General features: G+C 57.2%; 16 protein-coding genes. 11 read left to right on the top strand and 5 right to left on the bottom strand.

The annotated features are described in order from the left end of the window. Nucleotides 1-1,413, bottom strand: coding sequence for an SrfA family protein (locus HF650_RS11650; RefSeq protein ID WP_187802510.1), 1,413 nt, complete (start codon nt 1,411-1,413; stop codon nt 1-3). Between the two features lie 280 nt (nt 1,414-1,693). Here HF650_RS11650 and HF650_RS11645 point away from each other — a divergent pair, with 280 nt between their 5' ends. Both HF650_RS11645 and HF650_RS11640 read left to right on the top strand, forming a co-directional pair. Further along, on the top strand, nt 1,694-3,292 hold the full coding sequence (locus HF650_RS11645; protein ID WP_187802509.1) for an ABC transporter substrate-binding protein: 1,599 nt from the start codon (nt 1,694-1,696) through the stop codon (nt 3,290-3,292). A 9-nt stretch (nt 3,293-3,301) separates the two neighbouring features. After that, the gene (locus HF650_RS11640; RefSeq protein WP_187802508.1) at nt 3,302-3,535 is read left to right on the top strand and encodes a DUF2526 family protein; all 234 of its coding nucleotides are present in this window, start codon (nt 3,302-3,304) and stop codon (nt 3,533-3,535) included. Nucleotides 3,536-3,579: 44 nt separating this feature from the next. On the opposite strand, the gene HF650_RS11635 is transcribed toward HF650_RS11640, so the two are convergent. Together HF650_RS11635 and HF650_RS11630 are read right to left on the bottom strand one after the other, a co-directional pair. Next, nucleotides 3,580-4,029 carry a DMT family transporter gene (locus tag HF650_RS11635; RefSeq protein WP_187802507.1) on the bottom strand — a complete coding sequence of 150 codons (450 nt, stop codon included), beginning with the start codon at nt 4,027-4,029 and terminating at the stop codon, nt 3,580-3,582. Further along, on the bottom strand, nt 4,026-4,544 hold the full coding sequence (locus HF650_RS11630) for a GNAT family N-acetyltransferase (protein ID WP_187802506.1): 519 nt from the start codon (nt 4,542-4,544) through the stop codon (nt 4,026-4,028). The genes HF650_RS11635 and HF650_RS11630 overlap by 4 nt, the downstream gene beginning before the upstream one ends. A 37-nt stretch (nt 4,545-4,581) precedes the next feature. Here HF650_RS11630 and HF650_RS11625 point away from each other — a divergent pair, with 37 nt between their 5' ends. The 4 genes from HF650_RS11625 to HF650_RS11610 all read left to right on the top strand — a co-directional run bounded on the left by HF650_RS11625 (nt 4,582) and on the right by HF650_RS11610 (nt 9,292). Next, nucleotides 4,582-5,157, top strand: coding sequence for an XRE family transcriptional regulator (locus HF650_RS11625; RefSeq protein ID WP_187802505.1), 576 nt, complete (start codon nt 4,582-4,584; stop codon nt 5,155-5,157). 67 nt (nt 5,158-5,224) lie between these two features. Next, nucleotides 5,225-6,262, top strand: a complete 1,038-nt coding sequence (locus HF650_RS11620) for an NADP-dependent oxidoreductase (RefSeq protein WP_187802504.1) — start codon at nt 5,225-5,227, stop codon at nt 6,260-6,262. 255 nt (nt 6,263-6,517) lie between these two features. Beyond that, a complete protein-coding gene (locus HF650_RS11615; RefSeq protein WP_187802503.1) occupies nt 6,518-7,174 on the top strand; it encodes a GntR family transcriptional regulator in 657 nt (218 codons plus the stop codon). A gap of 192 nt (nt 7,175-7,366) precedes the next feature. After that, on the top strand, nt 7,367-9,292 hold the full coding sequence (locus HF650_RS11610; protein ID WP_187802502.1) for a methyl-accepting chemotaxis protein: 1,926 nt from the start codon (nt 7,367-7,369) through the stop codon (nt 9,290-9,292). 67 nt (nt 9,293-9,359) lie between these two features. Here the strand turns inward: HF650_RS11610 and pqqU are convergent, their stop codons facing one another. Continuing rightward, nucleotides 9,360-11,474 carry a TonB-dependent receptor PqqU gene (gene pqqU, locus HF650_RS11605; RefSeq protein ID WP_187802501.1) on the bottom strand — a complete coding sequence of 705 codons (2,115 nt, stop codon included), beginning with the start codon at nt 11,472-11,474 and terminating at the stop codon, nt 9,360-9,362. A 265-nt stretch (nt 11,475-11,739) separates the two neighbouring features. Between pqqU and HF650_RS11600 the strand changes: the two genes are divergently transcribed. Then, nucleotides 11,740-12,801 carry a YncE family protein gene (locus HF650_RS11600; protein WP_187802500.1) on the top strand — a complete coding sequence of 354 codons (1,062 nt, stop codon included), beginning with the start codon at nt 11,740-11,742 and terminating at the stop codon, nt 12,799-12,801. A gap of 297 nt (nt 12,802-13,098) precedes the next feature. Beyond that, complete coding sequence (locus HF650_RS11595) at nt 13,099-13,524, top strand: hypothetical protein (protein WP_187802499.1); 426 nt, start codon at nt 13,099-13,101, stop codon at nt 13,522-13,524. Nucleotides 13,525-13,526: 2 nt separating this feature from the next. Here the strand turns inward: HF650_RS11595 and HF650_RS11590 are convergent, their stop codons facing one another. Next, the gene (locus HF650_RS11590; RefSeq protein WP_187802498.1) at nt 13,527-14,255 is read right to left on the bottom strand and encodes a metallophosphoesterase; all 729 of its coding nucleotides are present in this window, start codon (nt 14,253-14,255) and stop codon (nt 13,527-13,529) included. Nucleotides 14,256-14,360: 105 nt separating this feature from the next. On the opposite strand from HF650_RS11590, the gene bla reads away from it, so the two are divergent. From bla to treY, 3 genes are all read left to right on the top strand, one after another. Beyond that, a complete protein-coding gene (gene bla / locus HF650_RS11585) occupies nt 14,361-15,227 on the top strand; it encodes a class A beta-lactamase (protein WP_187802497.1) in 867 nt (288 codons plus the stop codon). Between the two features lie 472 nt (nt 15,228-15,699). Next, entirely contained in the window at nt 15,700-17,487 is a 1,788-nt protein-coding gene (gene treZ / locus HF650_RS11580; protein ID WP_187802496.1) for a malto-oligosyltrehalose trehalohydrolase, read from the top strand. A gap of 41 nt (nt 17,488-17,528) precedes the next feature. Then, nucleotides 17,529-19,994 (top strand): malto-oligosyltrehalose synthase, encoded by a 2,466-nt coding sequence (treY, locus tag HF650_RS11575; protein WP_249118868.1) that lies wholly within the window; start codon nt 17,529-17,531, stop codon nt 19,992-19,994. Nucleotides 19,995-20,054: the final 60 nt, after the last annotated feature.

The following is a 20,054-nucleotide window of genomic DNA, read 5'->3' as shown; positions in this document are numbered from 1 at the left end:
TCAATCACCTGTGTTTCTGAACGTCACCGGAACGGTGGTTTTTGCGTCAAAACGCGCGCTGCACTCCGCCACGTCGTTGGTGCCTGCTTTACAGGAAATATCCGGCATCGGGTAGCGCGTCCCGTCGCTGCAACGCGCATTACCGCGGCTCTTGATCAGCAACTCGCCCGTCTGATGCAGGCCGGAGAAGAGATCGGCGCGACAGGTGACGTTCTTGCCCATCACAATGCGGGCGCTGCCCTTATTATTCTGAATCTGATAACGCACGTTCGGCGCTTTGCCGGTGACCGGATCTTTCACATCCATCGCCACACGCCAGCTGCCGTTGAGGAATTTAGTCGAGCCCATTTTGACCTGCTGGGCATCCATCACCATTGCCCCTTTCGGGATCGGCATGATTACGACCGGTTCGTTTTCCGCCGGTTGCTCTGCCGGGGCTTTCTCTTCGGCCGGTAATACCGCGGCCTGGTGCAGCGGCAGATTGGCTGACAGCGCCGGAATTGGCTCCGCTTCAATCGGCTTAGGTGCAATGGCGACCGGTTTTGCCGGCTCGGCAACCGGCGCGGAAGCGCTCTCCGCCTGCTGCTGTTGCTGTTTGAGCACAACCGGCACGGCAACGGCAGCGGCAACAGCGGCCGCTATCGGCAACAGCCACAGCACGGTGCGGCGACGTTTTTTTGTTTTCGGCGCGGGCGAAGCAGTGGGGTCTTTCGCCGGAGCAGGCTCCTGCTCGGCATCCTGCACCGCCTGGTAGATTGGCGCAGCATTCACCGGCTGCGGTTTAACCGGCGGCGGGGTTAAGAGCGGGGCGTCGGCCTGGCTGAAGCTCGCTTCCGGTGCGGCTTCGCTCTGCACCTCTTTTTCCGGCTCTGGTTCAGGTTGCGGCTCTGGCTCCGGTTCCGGCTCGATCACAATCTCCGGTACTTCCGGCTCCGGCTCGTAAAGACACTCAAGCACGTTTTCGCGCGCGCTTTCATTAAGGTTGACGAAGCCCCAAAAGGTGATGACCGGTTTGCCATCAACGAGGAAAACATGGTTTTCGCCAGGGAACTGCAGTGCTTTTTCCAGCAGCGAACCGAAAAGCTGCTGTGCCGTTTTTGGCGACTGCAAACATTTACGGCTCAGCGCGGCCGCGGCGTCGAGGGTGCTTTCGAGGTAACGCAGCGCGCGGGCGCGCGCCTCTGGCTCTGCCGCTTTCCAGGATCGGGATTGACCGTCGATGGGCGAGTACCAGTCGACACGGTCGCCTTCATCATTAACCTGCGGTATTGCCAGACAATCCACTAACGCCTGCTGTTTACGCAGACGCAGCGCTTCACGAATTTGTAGTGCCGAATCGAATACGGCCTGACCGCCGCCGCCAACGGCCTGGAAATCATCCAGATCGCCGCTGCGCAAGAGTGTTTTTGCCACGTTTTCATCCCATAGACTTCTTCACGCGTCTACTATACGCGTTCCCGCCGCCAGTAAAAGGCAGAGGAAAGCGCAAAACCATTGAATTCTCGACGCATTGAGCGCATCTGGCCCTCAAAAAGACCAAAATACGCCCTACGGTAAATTTTCTTATTAAGCATGGTGGATATTTCAGCAAAAACAACCGCTTTAGCATAACTTGATAGAGATTGGTTATTTGCCAGTTCGCCCGGCCTGTGCTGAGATTACAACTCCATATAAAAATAGAAGGCTCCTGCACATGACCACAGGGAAAACACTGCTCGCGCTGGCGTTGAGCACACTCTTACCGGCAAGCGCCGCGTTTGCGGCTTCCAACGACACACTGATCTACTGCTCAGAGGCGTCCCCGGAATCCTTCAACCCGCAAATTGCCAGCTCCGGCCCGTCGTTTGTCGCCAGCTCGCAGGTGCTCTATAACCGGCTAGTGACTTTTGATCCGGTGAAAAACACCCCGGTGCCGTCGCTGGCGACGGAGTGGAAAGTCTCCGACGATGGCAAAACCTGGACCTTTACGCTGCGCCAGGGCGTCAAATTTAACAGCAATAAATATTTCAAACCGACGCGCGACTTTAATGCCGATGACGTGATCTTCTCCGTTATGCGTCAGATGGATGCCAAACATCCCTACCACAACGTCTCGCAGGGCAACTACGAATACTTCACCGATGTCGGGCTCGATAAGCTGATCAAAGAGGTGAAGAAGGTCGATGACTACCACGTTCAGTTCGTGCTCAATGAACCGAACGCCGCTTTCCTCGCCGACTGGGGGATGGATTTCGCCTCGATTCTATCGGCGGAGTATGCCGACGCGATGCTGAAAAAAGGCACGCCGGAGAATGTCGACAACTGGCCAATCGGTACCGGCCCTTACGCATTGCAGCAGTACAAAACCGATGCGCTGATCCGCTATATCGCCAACCCGAACTACTGGGATGGCCCGGTGCCGACCAAACACCTGATCTTCTCTATCACGCCGGATGTGCAGACGCGGCTGGCAAAACTGCAAACCAACGAGTGCCAGATTATTCCCGCCCCGGCACCGGTGCAGTTTGAGCAGATCAAAAAGAACAAAGATTTGACCCTGCATACGGTTGAAGCGCTGAACGTCGGCTATCTGGCGTTTAACACCGAGAAAAAACCGTTCGATAACGTGCTGGTGCGCCAGGCGCTGAACTACGCCACCGATAAAAAAGCCATTGTGAATGCAGTCTTCCTGGGTTCAGCCAGCGTGGCGAAATCACCGCTGCCGCCAAATATGCTCGGCTATAGCAAAGATCTGCCGGAGTACAGCTACGATCCTGAGAAAGCGAAGGCGCTGCTGAAACAGGCGGGGCTGGAGAAGGGTTTTGAAGCGACGCTCTGGTCGATGCCGGTGCAGCGCCCCTACAACCCGAACTCGCGCCGTATCGCCGAGATGATCCAGAGCGACTGGGCGAAAGTAGGCGTCAAAGCGAAAATTGTCTCCTACGAGTGGGGCGAGTACCTTTCCGGCATGCGCAAAGGCGAGCACGATACTGCGCTGTTTGGCTGGATGTCTGATAATGGCGATCCGGATAACTTCGCCGATACGCTGCTCGGCTGCGACAGCGTGAAGACCGGCTCCAACGCCGCGCGCTGGTGCGACAAGCCGTATGACGATCTGGTGAAAAAAGCGAAGCTGGTGAGCGATCCGGCCGAGCGCGCCAAACTCTACGGCCAGGCGCAGGAGATTTTCTATAAGCAGGCACCGTGGATCCCGCTGGCAAACGGCAAAACCTTTTACGCGACGCGCAGTAACGTCACCGGCTACAGCGTCAGCCTGATGGGCAGTGATTTTTCCAAAGCGAAGCTGAATTAAGGAGAGGGTATGTCACATCTTGATGAGGTTACCGCCCGCGTCGACGCCGCCATTGCCGACGGAGCCATTATCGGCATGAACGAGCTGCTGGTTATCCTGAGTGAAGATGGCGAACTGAGCCGCGAAGCGCGTTACGAGCAGCAGCAGCGCCTGCGTAACGCCATCGCCCATCATGGTCGCCAGCATAAAGAGGATGCGGAGGCGCGACGCGAGCATCTCACCAAAGGTGGCGAGATTCTCTGATAATGCACTGACAAAACGGGCCGACTGGCCCGTTTTTTGTGGTCTTAAAACTGCCGTCGCGCGACCAGCCAGGCACCAATCACCAGTAACACCGCACCGCACACCGGGCCAATCAGCGCCCTCAGCGCCACGCCTTCGCTCTTCACCACATCCATCACCAGGCCGCCGATAAGCTGGCTGGCGATCAGCACGGCGATAGTGGTTGCCGCGCCGACATTTTGATAGCCGCTGATGCTGGCGAAAACGAAGAAGGAGCCGAGCAGGCCGGGGATCAGCGTCCACCATTTGACGCTGGTAACCAGCTCCTGAAAACCACCGACGCCCTGTTTGATCAACAGAATAGAGACAAACAGCACAATGCCGACCAGCGAGTTGAGCAGCATGGCGATCAGAATGGTGGAGGAAGCCTGGGTAATACGCACCATCAACGTGTTCTGGATAACCAGCCCAATACCGGCAGCAACCAGAAAAGCGAGGGTCAGGGACTGGTTCATGCTGGTGCGTCCGGGTCGGTGCGGTTGTCCAGTTGCAGCTGCATAAAGGTGAGATCGAGCCAGCGGCCAAACTTGGTGCCGACCTGCGGCATCTGCCCGGTAATGGTAAAGCCAAGCTTCTGGTGGAGATGAATTGACCCTTGGTTTTGCGCTTCGATGCCGGCAACCATCACATGTTTGCCGATGCGCTTCGCTTCCTGAATCAGCCGCTCCATTAGCGCCAGGCCAAGCCCTTTACCCTGATGATCCGGGTGGACATAGACCGAGTGCTCAACCGTGTGACGAAAGCCGTCGAAGGCGCGCCAGTCGCCGAAGGAGGCGTAACCCGTGACAACGCCGTTCTCTTCGCTCACAATCACCGGATAACCGAGCAGAGCGCGCGCCTCAAACCACGCAATGCGGTTATCGGCATCCACGGTTTGATCGTTCCAGATCGCCGCCGTATTGATCACGGCATGGTTATAAATAGCGGCAATCGCCGCGCAATCCTCTTTCACGGCATAACGAATCGGCATAGTTGAACCCCTGATCTGTACACTATAGTATGACGTTATGAATACTATCTCAGACAATATAAATCAACGCATCAGTGCGCGAATTCGTCTTGAGCGCGAGTCGCGCGGCTGGTCGCTGACGGAGCTGGCCGAACGGGCGGGTGTGTCGCGGGCGATGATCCACAAAATCGAGCGGGCGGAGAGCAGCCCGACCGCCACGCTTCTGGCGCGTATCTGCGGCGCGTTTGCCATCAGCATGTCAACGCTGATTGCCCGCGCGGAGATGCAGGAGGGCAAGCTGCTGCGCTTCGCCAGCCAGCCGGTGTGGCGCGATCCGCAAAGCCACTATCTGCGCCGCCACGTTTCGCCGCGCAGCGACCTGCCCATTGATTTAGTACAGATCGAGCTGCCGCCCGGCAGCAATATCCCGATGCCAGCCTCCTCTTATGCGCTGGCGCGCCAGCTTATCTGGCTGCAGGAGGGGAGCCTGGTCTTTCTCGAAGGCGAGACGCGCCACGAGATGCAGCCTGGGGATTGTCTGGAATTGGGCCCGCCAAACGACTGCCGATTTATCAATGAAACCCTTCAGCCGTGCCGCTATCTGGTGGTGCGCCTCAACCATGCCGCCACGTAATGCCAACGCGCGGGCAGCGTTAACCGTCTACTATCATTAGTCAGCCCACACTGCACAGGAGAGCAAAATGAACCAACATTCACACCGCAACCGCCGCTGGGTACTGGCTTCGCGTCCGCATGGCGCGCCGACTGCAGAGAATTTTCGGCTGGAGGAGGATGAGGTCGCCTCGCCGGGCGAAGGCCAGGTGCTGCTGCGCACGGTATACCTCTCCCTCGACCCCTATATGCGCGGACGCATGAGTGATGCGCCATCCTACTCACCGCCGGTTAAAATTGGTGAAGTGATGTGTGGCGGCACCGTGAGCCGTGTTGTGAAATCACAGCATCCGGATTTCGCCGAGGGCGACTGGGTTCTCGCCGGCAGCGGCTGGCAGGATTACGACATTGCCAGTGGTGATGATCTGGTGAAACTGGATAGCAATATCCCGCACCCGTCCTGGGCGCTGGGTATTCTTGGCATGCCGGGCTTTACCGCCTATATGGGGTTGCTGGATATCGGCCAGCCGAAAGAGGGCGAAACGCTGGTAGTTGCTGCGGCTACCGGGCCTGTTGGCGCAACGGTCGGCCAGATTGGCAAAATTAAGGGCTGTCGCGTCGTGGGCGTGGCGGGCGGCAGCGAGAAGTGCCGTCATGCTGTTGAAGTGCTGGGGTTTGATGAGTGCATTGATCACCATGCCGATGATTTTAGCGACCAACTGGCGAAGGCCTGCCCGCAGGGCATCGATATTTACTATGAGAACGTTGGCGGTAAAGTCTTCGATGCCGTGCTGCCGCTATTAAATACCTCTGCACGCATTCCGCTCTGTGGTCTGGTGAGCGGTTATAACGCCACCGATCTTCCGGAAGGCCCGGATCGCGTTCCATTATTAATGGCAACGATTCTGAAGAAACGTATTCGGTTGCAAGGATTTATTATCATGCAGGATTATGGTCACCGACTGCATGAATTCCAGCAGGAGATGGCGAGCTGGCTTAAACAGGATCGTATTCATTACCGCGAACAGGTAACGGAGGGTCTGGAGCAGGCGCCAGAGGCGTTTATCGGCCTACTGGAAGGGAAAAACTTCGGCAAAGTCGTCGTAAAAATCTCCTCAGAAAACTAAATAAAAAAATGGCGGTAAAAACCGCCATTTTAAATTGGGCATTTTTGCGAAAAACAGCTTTAATTATACATGCATAAGGAATTGTTGACCTTGTGGAGGCAGTTCCTGGTGGTCGTGCATAATAAATAACTTTTTGTTCTAACTTTACGCAATAATCCAATACCAGGCATGCACTTATAAAATATATCTTTTAGGCATAACCATATGGACACGCTACCAGGCTGAGAAAATAAAGAATTTATACAGGATGCAAACATGCTTGATTTGGAGAAAGCGCAGAGAACGAGTCTAACCATGCAGGTTGAGGCAAGTTTAAAGAGTGCGCTTATCGTCGGTGCCCTGAGACCCGGAGCCCGACTTATCACGAAAGAAATCGCCGATCAGCTGGGTACGAGTATTACACCGGTTCGTGAAGCGCTACTGCGACTTGTTTCCGCAGGCGCGCTGCATGCAACACCGGCGCAGGCTTTTCTCGTGCCGCAGGTCAGTGCGGAACGTTATAACGAAATCAATCAGATTCGTAAAAATCTTGAAGGCATGGCCGCGCGCGCCGCGAGCCAGAACATGACCAGCGATAAGCTGCGCGAACTGCGCACGCTGGCTATCAATGTCGATGAAGCGATGAAAAGCGGTAACACAGAGCAGGCGTTACAGGCCAATCGCGTGTTTCGTTTCAGCGTCTATGCCCATGCCGGCATGCCGACGCTCACCGCTTTAATTGAACAACTTTGGGTACGGATTGGCCCCTGTTATAACTATCTCTATCCATCATCTGAGCACCTGATGCGCGTGCAGCATTACCACGATCTGCTTTGTGCATTAGAAGAGGGCGATGCTTTTGCCAGTGAGCGCGCCGTCTGGCGAGCAATTGATGAAGGCGCAACCATTGTGCACAGACAGTTTGAACGCTAAGTGATAATTCACTGATTTAATAATTTCATGAAGCATATTGATGCACCCCGGTAATAATTTGCGAATGGGGCGCATCAATATCACACTTTTAACCTATAACCTCCCCGCAACCTGAATCCGCTTATTTTCCTGCCGATAACTTGTCGCGTGCACAGTCGGGCACTCACTATGGACGTTAGACAAGGGGAAAAAATGTCAATTAGCCAACGGGTAAGCAATATAAAAATTAGTCGAAAGCTGTCGGTCGGATTCGGTGTGGTTCTTTTTCTGGTCGCGTTTGCCACCATTCTCAGCGTGCTGCGTTTTAAAGAAATTCGCGACGTCTATGAAAAAACAAATTTGATGTACAACATCAATATTGAAGTATTCCAGGCGAAAATTAATCGCCTGAAATATTTTTATGGCGATGAGAAATCAGGCCAGGTGATGGCGAACTATGTTCGCCATGCTTCAGAGCTTACCGCCAGCGCAGACGCCCTCAGTTGGTCAACCAACGAACGTAAAATTATTAATGATGTCGCCCGCAATTTAGAGAATTTTCAGGCCAGCATTGGTGAGATGCAAAAAGCGACCGGCGATCTGCGCGCCCTGCGTGAAAGCCTCGATAAACTGAGCAGGGAAGATCTCTCAGCCCGCTATACCACGCTAGTGCGTACACCGGTGGCGGATCCGGCGCTGATGACGCAAATCTATGAGCAGCTCTTTGCCATCAGCAGCGTGCGCGACGCAGCGTTGGTCGTGCGTTATAGCCCGAGCCCTGCCACGCGCGATCGGCTTGAGCAGCAGTTCGCGGCCACTGCCAGCAGCGTGCAGGTACTGAACGGTCAGCTGCCGGGAGAACTGCAAGCGCCGTTACAAGCCATCTGGGAAAACACCGTCAGCTATCGTACTCAGGCACTGAACTACTTTACCGCCTGGCAGACGCTCAGGGCTGCGGAAGATAGAGTCAAAGTGGGCGGTGATGCCAGCAGCGCATCGCTGCGCGACATTATCGCACTGGTGAAAGCGCATAACGAAGAGCTGGCTTACACCTCAAGTTCCATTGCCGCCATCACCGGTGCGATAGCTATTCTCCTCGGCATGCTGGTCTCCTGGTGGGTAATTCGCCAGATCACCCGGCCGGTTCACCGTAACCTGGCGCTGGCAGAACGCATTGCCAGCGGCGATCTGAGCGCGCAAATCCGCGCGCAAAGTAGTGACGAGCTGGGGCAGTTAACCGCTGCGATGGGCCGGATGAATGACCGGCTGCGCGATATGATCCATGAAGTGCGCAGCAGCGTAACGCAGCTCTCGCACGCAGCAACGGAGATCGCCGATGGCAATACCGATCTCTCATCCCGCACCGAACAGCAGGCCGCCGCCGTAGTGCAAACCGCTGCCAGTATGGAACAGTTAACCGCCACGGTGAAAAACAACGCTAATAACGCGCGCAACGCCAGCAGCCTGGCGGCGCAGGCGTCGAAAACCGCCAGCGAAGGCGGCACGGTAATGCGCCAGGTGGTAGATACAATGGGCGACATCAATACCAGCTCGAACAAGATTGCCGACATTACCGCCGTGATTAACAGCATTGCGTTTCAGACCAATATTCTGGCGCTAAATGCAGCGGTGGAAGCGGCAAGAGCGGGCGAGCAGGGACGCGGTTTTGCGGTGGTCGCCGGAGAAGTCCGCAGCCTGTCGCAGCGCAGCTCGCAGGCAGCAAAAGATATCGAGCAACTGATCAGCGAATCGGTTTCACGCATTAACATCGGCAGCAAACTGGTGGTTAAAGCGGGCGAGACGATGGATCAGGTGGTGCAGTCCGTCACGCGCGTCAACGATATTATGGGCGAGATCTCCTCCGCATCCGAAGAGCAGAGCCGCGGCATTGAGCAGATTGCCCGCGCAGTCGGTGAGCTTGACAGCACAACTCAACAGAACGCCTCGCTGGTGAGCGAATCCTCATCTGCTGCCGGTTCGCTGGAGGAGCAGGCGCGCCTGCTGGAAGAGCTGGTTGCTGCCTTCCGCCTCGCCAGTAATGAGGCAAAACCGGCAAAGGTGAAGGGCGCGAAAAGTACGCTTATCCCGCCAACGCCGCGTGAAGCGACGCTCGCCGAAGAGGGATGGACCACCTTTTAATGGCCCCTGAAGTGATAAATAAAGCCCGGCGCATGATGGCCGGGCTTTTTGTTGCCTGCGGTGTGGATTAATTGAACTGATAGGCCACCGATAAGCCGACGCCGTAGTTACGTCCCGGCGCTGGTTCGTAGTAACGGTTGTTGGATTCGTTGACGATCACCGATCCAACATAGTTGCGGTCAAAGAGGTTATCAACGCGGCCAAAGAGATCCATCATCCAGTTGCCATAGTTGAACTTATACCCGCTGTTCAGCCCGGCAACGGTGTAGGAGGGGGCTTTGGCGCTGTTCTCATCATTAGCCATGATGTTACTCATATAACGCACATCTGCTCCGGCATACCAGCCCTCCTCCGGCATCCAGCCGAGTGAAGCAAAGCCCATATTGCGCGCGATACCTGGAATGCGGTTGCCTTCGCAGGAGGCATCACCACACACTTCGCTGCGGTAGGTTGCGTCCAGCCAGGTCCATGCCGCTTTTGCGCGCCAGTTACCGGCGAACTGCTGATCGACAGAGAGCTCGACGCCCTGGCGCCGCGTTTTCCCGGCATTTTTATAACTGGTGCGCCCGCCGCTGCTGCTGTCGGCAACAATTTCATTATCCGTATCGGTGCGGAACAGCGCTGCCGTCAATAGACCGTTGCCGATGCGGGTTTTGCTGCCGATCTCAAGCGTGTCGTTGGTGGCCGGTTTCAGCGCGAAGTTCAGCCCGCTCTGGTCGCCGGAGCGGTATGAGAGCTCGTTGATAGTCGGCGTTTCGAAACCGCGCCCGGCGGCGGTGTAGATATTCCACGCTGGGGTGACAGCATATTTCAGTGAGGCCGCCGGAAGCCACTTGTGGTAACTCGCATCGCCGCTGTCATCGCCATTTTTAGCGGTCACATAGTGATCGTTGGAGTCAAACCAGACCGAGCTGTAGCGCACGCCCGCATCCAGCGACAGTTTCTCAGTAAGCTGCCAGGCCGTTTGCAGATAGGGATCGACGTTCCACATCAGGTTGCGCTCGTTACGGCGCAAGTTACCTTTCTGCCCATACTCCGGCGTGGTACCACTCATGATGAAGTTTTCGTAGCCTTTGCGCTCTTCACTCATATTTTCGTAGTTGAGACCAGCGGTGAAGGTCATCGGCACGCCGAGCTCGCCTTTGTGCGTCCAGCGCGTATCGATGCCCTGGTAGTGGCGGCTCAGATTGATCACCCCGCCTGCGTGGGTCGGCTTGAGCTGCGGCGCACGCGGAATGGATTGATACTGTGTGGTTTCGCGCTCACCGGCATACATCATCACGCTGAGATCGTCGCGCTCGCTCAGTTGACGCTCATAGCGCAGCCCCGCCTGAGTCTGCTTGATGGTTTTGCGCGTATGGAACGCATCAGCACGCGGTGACTGGCGCGGATTAGCTCGCCACTCTTCGCGGCTCAGCCCGCCCGCATCGTCCGCTTTAATATCAACGCTGTTAAAAATGAGGTTCAGTTTGCTGGCCTCATCAATGCGTACACCCAGTTTGGCGTTAGCCAGATTTTTACGCGCGCCGCTGCGGTCACGATAGCCGTGGGTGACAAAGCGGGTAGTCGAGGCGGTGTAATCCACATCACCCGCGTGGGTACCGTCGCCCATTGCACCGGTGGCTTTCATGCCATAGCGCCAGCTGCCGAAGCTGCCGTAATAGCTGCTCGCCTCAACCGTTGCCGGTTCACGTCCGGTCTGCGTCGTCACGTTCATTACGCCGCCAGAGGCATTGCCGTAGAGGGCAGAGAAGGGGCCGCGCAGCACATCAATGTGCTCCACGCTATTGAGATCGATATTTGAGGTCTGCCCCTGGCCATCCGGCATGGTGGCAGGAATACCATCTACATAGAGACGAATGCCGCGCACGCCATAGGTTGAACGCGAACCGAATCCGCGAATGGAGAGTTGCAGATCCTGGGCGTAGTTCTGGCGGTTCTGCACCTGTAAGCCGGGCACGCTGCCCATTGATTCGGAGAGATTCACGCGTGGCGCGGCCTGGCGAATATCGTCGCCCTGAACCACACTGACCGCGGCCGGGCTATCCAACTCCGAGACCGTCTGCGGCGCGGCGCTGACGATCATCGTTTGTTCACCAGAGGCCGCCCAGGCGGAGGTAGAGAGTGCAACAGGCAGCAGCAAAACAGGCAGCGTAACCTTTGTAACTGACAAGATTTTCATGACGGAACCGAGTTAAAAGAGGAGCAAAAAAAGAAAAATGCGGCAACATGTTAAAGGATATGTAAATTTTTTGAAAATGTTGAACGCACGTTACGTTAATCACGACTCTACATGGCGGTAGAAATTTTGCCTTGTTGGGCGATTAAGACTCCACTTTATGAATATAAATGATTACTATTCTCACCTACAACAATAAGCGAAACCGCAGTTTCGCGCACTGGATGCATGTGAAAACGTAAGCATAATTTCAACAAAGGGAGTCGTTATGTCTTTAGCTCATTTTTCTCCATCGCGCCTGCATCGCGCGCTATTCCTTGGTTCACTGCTGCTGGCAGGCTCGTTTAGTGCCCACGCAGCCGAGGAGATGCTGCGTAAAGCGGTCGGCAAGGGGGCCTACGAAATGGCCGTCAGCCAGCAGGAGAACGCATTATGGGTCGCCACTTCGCAGAGCCGCAAAATCGACAAAGGCGGCGTCATTTATCGCCTCGATCCGGCCAGTCTTGATATTACCCAGGCCATTCACAGCGATGTGAAACCCTTTGGCGCAGCGATCAATCAGCAGACGCAAACGCTCTGGTTCGGCAATACGGTGAATGGCTCCGTCACCGCCGTCGATGCGAAAACCGGCGATATTAAAGGCCGCGTAGTGCTTGATGCGCGTAAGCGCTCCGACAGCGTTCACCCGCTCAGCCCACGAGAACTGGTGGTAGACGACACCACGAATACGCTTTACGTTACCGGCGTAGGTAAAGAGAGTGCCATCTGGGTGATTGACGGCGCGGCGATGAAGCTGAAAAGCACTATCACGAATACCGGCACGTACAGCACCGGTCTGGTGCTTGATGCGGCAGCAAAGCGTCTTTACAGCACCAACGGCGATGGCGAACTGCTGACCATTGATACCGGGACGAACAAAATTCTTGACCGCAAGAAGCTCCAGGATGACGGGAAAGAGCACTTCTATCTGAACCTGAGCCTTGATACTGCCGGCCACCGGGCCTTTATTACCGATTCGAAAGCAGCAGAAGTACTGGTTGTCGATACCCGATCCGGCAAGGTGCTGCAACGCATCGGCGCACCGGAATCACTGGCGGTGCTGTTTAACCCGGTGCGCAACGAAGTCTATGTTACGCATCGCGAGGCGGGCAAAGTCAGCGTTATCGATGCGAAAACTTACAAGGTCGTTAAAACCTTCGATACGCCGACCCACCCGAACAGCCTGGCGCTGTCACCGGACGGCAAAACGCTCTACGTCAGCGTAAAACAGGCATCGAGCCGCGAAAAAGAGGCCACGCAGCCGGACGACATCATCCGTATCGCGCTGTAATAGCAAGATGCACCAGGCTCCCTGCGGGGAGCTTTTTTATCAGCGGGTAACCATGCGTAAGGCTGTTATCGCCGCTGCGGTGACTCTGCTCACTCTTATAGCCGCCGTTTACCTGCGGCTGACGGCGGTTGATATGCTCGCGAAGCGCAACACGTGCCTGTGCCCCTTAAACAGGACGCGCATCATTTAAGCAACACTCTGCTACTGCCAAAAGAGGTTATCTCCCAAATTGCCCGCACGGTTGGCTGGATAAATGACGGGAAATGTCTCCCTTAACCCATGATACGAGGAACAACTATGGCTATCGACAGAATGGACTGGCACTACGGCGGCGAATATCCGCAGGATCTCCCGACCGAGAACGGCGGCACGCATATTGGTTTTTACCTTGCATGGATCATCAATAACCACCTCGAAGGCGAAGATCATCAGGAGGAGTCTGCCGACGAACTGGCGGCGGTGCGTAACCGCACCCTCAGTGGACGCGAGTTTCTTATCGACATGTGCGATGAAAAATTTTGGGACCAGGATTTAAACGAAGAGGGACGGGCGTTTACCGCGCACTACTACCACACCGAGCCGGGCGGCTATTTTGACGATTATGAGCGCATCCTTGCGCAGGATCTGCCCTCGGTCTACCACGTTGAAGATAGCTGGGAAAATTACGACAAGCTTGCGCCAGCGATCGATGCCGCCTGGCAGCAGTGGAAAGCCCAGCGCTAAACTTACACGCCGATAAAATGGCTGACCCGGCCCTGCGGGCGGATGTCATGGAGCATCAACGCGGCAGGATCGGTGATGGGAGGAGGGGCACTCTCATTCAACAGCAGCGGATTTGCCGGGCAGATTGAGCCACAGCAATAGGCGGCCACACCGGCGAAGGTTGACGCCATCGCGCGGTGCACATGCCCGCAGCAGATCGCCAGCGGCGGGTGCGGCAGGCGCTCAATCAGCGCCGCCAGCGCCGCGCCACCTTCGCACATTGCCGCATCCAGCGGCGCAATACCGCTCGGGAAGAGATGCTGATGCATGAACAGCATCACCAGGTGCCCAGCTTCGCGCAAAGTCAGCTCCAGCCACGGCAGATGGGGCGTGATATCACCGCCGCTTTTCCCGGCAACCGTCACATCCACACCAACCAGCGAAACGCCTTCCAGCGTTTCATTAAAATGGAGCGGTTTATCGGCTGAAGATGCTGCCAGTTGCGGCATGCTGGCGCACATCACCGCTTTATCATCGGCGTTCCCCGCCAGCAGCAGGGAGCGGCAGGGCAAACGACTAAGCTGTGCGGCAATGTCGCGATACCCCTGCGCCCAGCCATCGTCCGCCAGATCGCCGCTCACCACCACGATATCGGGCGGGAAGGCGAGAAGCCATGCAATAGCGGTACGCAGGCGGGCGAGGTTGTCATTGTCTGCTGCGGCGTGAATATCGCTAAGTTGAGCAATGCGCATCGTGTCTCCGGAAGAGATAAGTCGTCACTCAGCAGTATGGCAGCGCTGCGCCATCAGGCATAATCCGGCAGATATAATATTCACACCACGAAAAGGATTATCGTTATGCATCTGTCTGTTAAATTTATTCCCGCGCTGCTGCTCGTCGCATCCGCGGCCAATGCCGCCACCATTGATTCGGCAACCCTCACCGCTATTGCCCGCTTGCAGGAGGAGAAGCTGCACGCGCGCATCGGTATCGCGGTGATCGATACCGCCTCAGGTAAGAGCGTCAGCTACCGTGGCGATGAGCGTTTTCCGTTGAACAGCACCCATAAAGCGCTGCTCTGCGGCGCGCTGTTGAGCAAGGTGGATCAGCAAGAGTTCGCCCTCAGCGACACTACGCAGTTCAGCAAAGAGACACTGGTTGAGTATTCGCCGGTGACCAGCAAATTTGTCGCGCCGAAAAGCATGAGCTGGCAGCAGCTGTGCAGCGCAGCAATTGAGTACAGCGATAACACCGCCGCCAACCTGCTGGCAACGAAGCTGGGCGGCCCGCAAAAAGTGACCGCCTGGTTTGCAGGTTTAGGGGACAACGTCACGCGTCTCGACCGTAGCGAGCCGGAGCTGAACAGCGCTGTGCCTGGGGATTTACAGGATACCACCACGCCACTCGCCGTCAGCCATACGCTGGCGAAACTGACGCTTGGCGATGCGCTCAAACCCGAAAGCCGCGCGCAGCTGGTGCAGTGGATGAAGGATGACAACGTTGCCGATGCGCTACTGCGCGCGTCGCTGCCGTCCGGCTGGACAATCGGTGATAAGACCGGTGCAGGTGCTCACGGCTCGCGCTCAATTATCAGCGTGGTGTGGCCGAAAAAAGGGCAGCCAATCATCGTCTCTGTCTATATAACGCAAACAGAAGCGACGCTGGCGCAGAGTAACGATGCCATTGCGCGTATCGGCAAAAGCATATTCGCGGCGACGCACTAACGACACGGGCGGGTGAAGGTTATACCGATCGTCCGCAGAGACGGGATGGTCAGCGCCGGGCAGGTAGCGACGCCGGATGGTGGCAACGATCTTTGCCAGCGACAGAAACCACATGGGCAATGTGGAAACATCTCCCTGTTTCAAAATCTGCCCAACTACGGCGACCCCATTTGCTGCCAAAAAGGTGATATCCGGGCATCACGAGGCGCGCAGCTGAAATTATCTATATGGCTTTCTAATGAAAAGCTCGCTCAGAGAAGAGATTGAGAGGAGAGTGAGCCGCCGCTGGGCTAACAAACACTCTCCGCGTCGGTACCGGGAGGCTGACGCGCAGGAGGACAAGCAGAAACAATAACCACCATCGCCCGGTATATAACGCTGTATCGGGCGACGTACAGCGATGACCACCGCCCATCGGGTTGCCAATTATCGTCTATGATTGTTCATCGTGGCATCGTGGAGAGGTAATTGCATGGCGACCAAAACGTTTTCAAAAACATGGGGTGCAGAGCGACTGGCCGACGGCGCGGTTCGCTTCCGTTTGTGGGCCACCGGTCAGCAGAGCGTAACGCTGCGTCTTGACGGGCAGGAGAAGCCGATGACGCGCAGCGAAGAGGGGTGGTTTGAAACCACCGTCTCGCGCGTGAACGCAGGCGCGCAGTATCAATTTGTCCTCGCCGACGGTATGGCGATCCCCGATCCCGCCTCGCGCGGCCAGTTGGCCGAGGTTAACGGCCCGTCGCTGGTCGTCGATCCTGACAGCTATCAGTGGCAACACGCTGACTGGCAGGGCCGCCCATGGGAAGAGGCGGTGGTTTACGAGTTACACATCGGCACCTTTACGCCGCAGGGCACCTTCCAGGCGGCAATCGAAAAATTACCTTATCTCGCCGAGCTTGGCGTCACCATGGTTGAGGTGATGCCGGTCTCGCAATTTGGCGGCACTCGCGGCTGGGGCTATGACGGCGTGCTGCTCTACGCGCCGCACTCCGCTTACGGCACGCCGGATGATTTCAAAGCTTTTGTCGATGCCGCCCACGGCTACGGCCTGTCGGTAGTGCTTGACATCGTGCTTAACCACTTCGGGCCAGAGGGCAACTACCTGCCGCTGCTGTCGCCCGATTTCTTCCACAAAGAGCGCCAGACGCCGTGGGGCGCGGGCATCGCCTATGATGTTGATGCCGCGCGCGCCTACATTAGCGAAGCGCCGCTCTACTGGCTGCACGAGTACAACCTCGATGGCCTGCGCTTCGATGCTATTGATCAGATTGAGGACACCAACGAGCCGCATATCCTGGTCGAGATCGCCAAACGCATTCGCCAGGAGATCACCGACCGTCCCATCCATCTCACTACCGAAGACAGCCGCAATATCGTCTCGCTGCATCCGCGCGATGAGTCCGGCACTGCCACGCTCTTCACTGGCGAGTGGAACGATGATTTCCATAACGCGGTGCATGTCTTCGCCACCGGCGAGACCCATGCCTATTACGAAGATTTTGCCGACAGCCCGGAAAAATGGGTGGCGCGCGTGCTGGCTGAAGGCTTTGCCTACCAGGGGGAAGTGTCGCAGCACGCGGGCGAGCCGCGCGGTGTGGACAGCACCCAGCAGCCGCCGGTCGCGTTTGTCGACTTTATTCAAAATCATGACCAGGTAGGCAACCGTGCGCAGGGCGACCGTCTCATCTCGCTGGCGGGAGCCGACCGCACCCGCGTGATGCTCGCGACGCTGCTGCTGTCGCCGCATATTCCGCTGCTGTTTATGGGCGAGGAGTATGGTGAGACCAACCCGTTCCTCTTCTTTACCGATTTCCACGGCGATCTGGCAAAAGCGGTGCGCGAAGGGCGCACGCGCGAGTTTGAAGGCCATGCCGGACATGAAGGGGAAGATGTGCCCGATCCGAACGATCCGGAGACCTTTACCCGCTCCCAGCTCGACTGGACGCGTCCGCACAGCGTGGAAGGGCAGCGCTGGCTGGCCTTCAGCCGTGAGCTGCTCGCATTGCGCCAGCAGCATATTGTGCCGTTGCTAGGCGGTGCGACCCGTCAGCAGGGCGAGATTATCGCCACCGCGCCCGGTTTTATCGCCGTGCGCTGGGCGCTGCCGCTGGGCACGCTCTCTATGGCGTTGAATATCGGTACGGCCAGCCAGCCGCTACCGGAATTGCCGGGCGAAACGCTTTTCGCCTGGCCTGAGGCGGGTGCCGAACTGGCGCAGAATGCCATTATCGTTCGTTTATCGCAGGGAGAAGCCGAGTGAGCACGCCAACCGCAACCTACCGCCTGCAGTTTCGTAACGGCATGACTTTTGAGCGCGCCGTGGCGCTGGTGCCCTATATCAAAAAGCTGGGCATCAGCCATCTTTATGCTTCACCGATTTTTACCGCCACCTCTGGCTCCACGCACGGGTATGACGTCACCGACGCTAACGAGATCGACCCGACGCTCGGCGGTCGGGAAGGGTTCGACAAGCTGGCGCAGGCGCTGAAAGCTGCCGGGCTGGGGCTTATCATTGATATCGTGCCAAACCATATGGCCGCCTCGCTGGAGAACGCCTGGTGGCGCGATGTGATCGCTAAAGGCGAAAAGAGCCCATGGGCGCGCCATTTTGATATCGACTGGTCGCGTCGCCTGACGCTGCCGTTCCTCGGCGAGGATTTTGACGCCGTGGTGGAGAAGGGCGAGCTAAAAGTGGAAGCCGACCCGCAAACCGGTAAACCCGCATTCGTTTACTACGAAAGCGTCTACCCGCTGGTGGAAGAGAGCTGGCAGGGGCGCGAGCAGGAGATCATCGGTTTGACCGATGCGGCGAAAATTGCTGAACTGCACGCGCAGCAGCCCTGGCGGCTGATGAGCTGGCGCGATGCGGCCAGCGATCTCTCCTATCGCCGCTTCTTTGAGATCACCGGTCTGGTCGGCATGCGGGTGGAAGATGATCAAGTCTTTGACGACACCCATAAACTGATCCTCGAACTGGTACACAGCGGCGCAGTCGATGGCCTGCGCGTCGATCACGTCGACGGTCTTGCCGACCCGCGCGGTTACCTGATGCGCCTGCGGCAAAAAGCGGGCGACGCCTGCCATATCACCGTTGAGAAGATCCTCGGTAAAGGCGAGCATCTGCCCGACGACTGGCCGGTCTCTGGCACCACCGGGTATGAGTTTATCGCTGCGCTCTCCGATGTGCTGGTCGATGATGAGAATCTCGACGGCCTGCGTGAGGCTTACGATCGGGTGGTCGGTAAACCGGTCGACATGAGAGCGGAGCTGCGCGCGGCGAAGCTGCTGATGGTCGATCGTAACTTTGCTGGTGAGTTCAGTGTGCTGCTGCGTCTTGCCGGTGAGATCGCCGGGCATGAAGCTTCTACACCTGCTGAAGAGGCGCTGCGCCAGGCGTTGCGCGAGCTGCTGATCGCCTTCCCGGTCTATCGGACCTACGGCACGGCGCAGGGTCTGCCGCCCGCCGACCTGGCGCTGCTGCAAAAAGTGGTCTCGAAGGTGAAAGCCAGCAGCTATGCCCCGGATCCGAACGCTCTCGACGTTATCACCCGCATTCTGACCGGCGATATGCCGGACAGCGCGCGCGATGACGCTGCCCGTTTCCGCACCCGTTTCCAACAACTCACCGGGCCACTGATGGCGAAATCGGTAGAAGACACGCTCTTTTTCCGCCAGAACATGGATCTCGCCCTCAATGAAGTGGGTGCCGAGCCGTTACGCCGTAACTTTTCCCTTGCCCGTTTCCATCAGGAGATGCAGACACGGCTTGAGAAACAGCCCGACGCGCTCTCCGGCACTTCGACCCACGACACCAAGCGTGGGGAAGATGCCCGCGCCAGGCTCTACACCCTGACGGAAGCGCCCGCGCGCTGGGCGGAGTGCGTTACCCGCTGGCGTGAAATGAACAAAGAAAAAGTGAGCATGCTGGAGGATGGCCCCGCACCGCGTCCGGCAGTAGCGTGGATGATCTACCAGGCGCTGGCGGGTGTCTGGCCGGTAACCTTGCAGCCGGATGATGCCGAGGGGCTGAAAGCGCTGGAAGGGCGTTTTGTTGAGTTTGTCGAGAAGGCGCTGCGCGAAGCGAAACAGCGTACCGACTGGGTCGACAGTAACGATGCCTATGAAAGCGCGGTGCTGGACTACGTTCGCCACCTGCTTTCGCCGGATAATCAGCCATTTTTACAGGATTTCACCACATCGTTGCTGCCATTTATTCGCGCCGGGCTGGTAAATAGCCTGACCCAGACGCTGATCAAGCTGGCCGCACCGGGCGTACCGGATATCTATCAAGGCAGCGAAGCGCTCAATTTCAGCCTTGTTGATCCCGATAACCGCCTGGAGCCGGACTACCCGGAACTGGAGCGCCTGCTTGATGCCCAGGAGCACGCCGACCCGCGTTTACAGGAGGGGTGGTCGAGCGGCCAGCTCAAGCAATCCTTTATCGCGCGCCTGCTGCACCTGCGCCTGGAGAAACCGGCGCTGTTCCGCCATGGCGACTATCTGCCGCTGAATGCTGACGGCGAGCAGGCGGATAATGTCATCGCCTTTGCGCGGGTTGACGAGGATGACGCGCTGATTGTGCTGGCACCGCGCCTGCTGTTTGGCGCGCTGGATGGCAGCCTGAACGGCGCGGTGATCCCGTTACCGGAGCGGCTGGCGCATCGTCATTACCGGGATATGCTTAGCGGAGAGGATGTGTTGCTCAACGATCGCGTCAATTTGCGATCGATTGGCGGTTTTACGTTTGCAGTACTGGTCAGCGCATAAAACGACTTTATGCGTCTGGTTGGGTTAAGTCAGGTGACGCTCTAAATGAGAGAAAGAGGG

The organism is Kosakonia sp. SMBL-WEM22, from assembly GCF_014490785.1.
Taxonomy (GTDB): Bacteria; Pseudomonadota; Gammaproteobacteria; order Enterobacterales; family Enterobacteriaceae; genus Kosakonia.
This window is presented reverse-complemented; position numbering and strand designations above follow the sequence as displayed.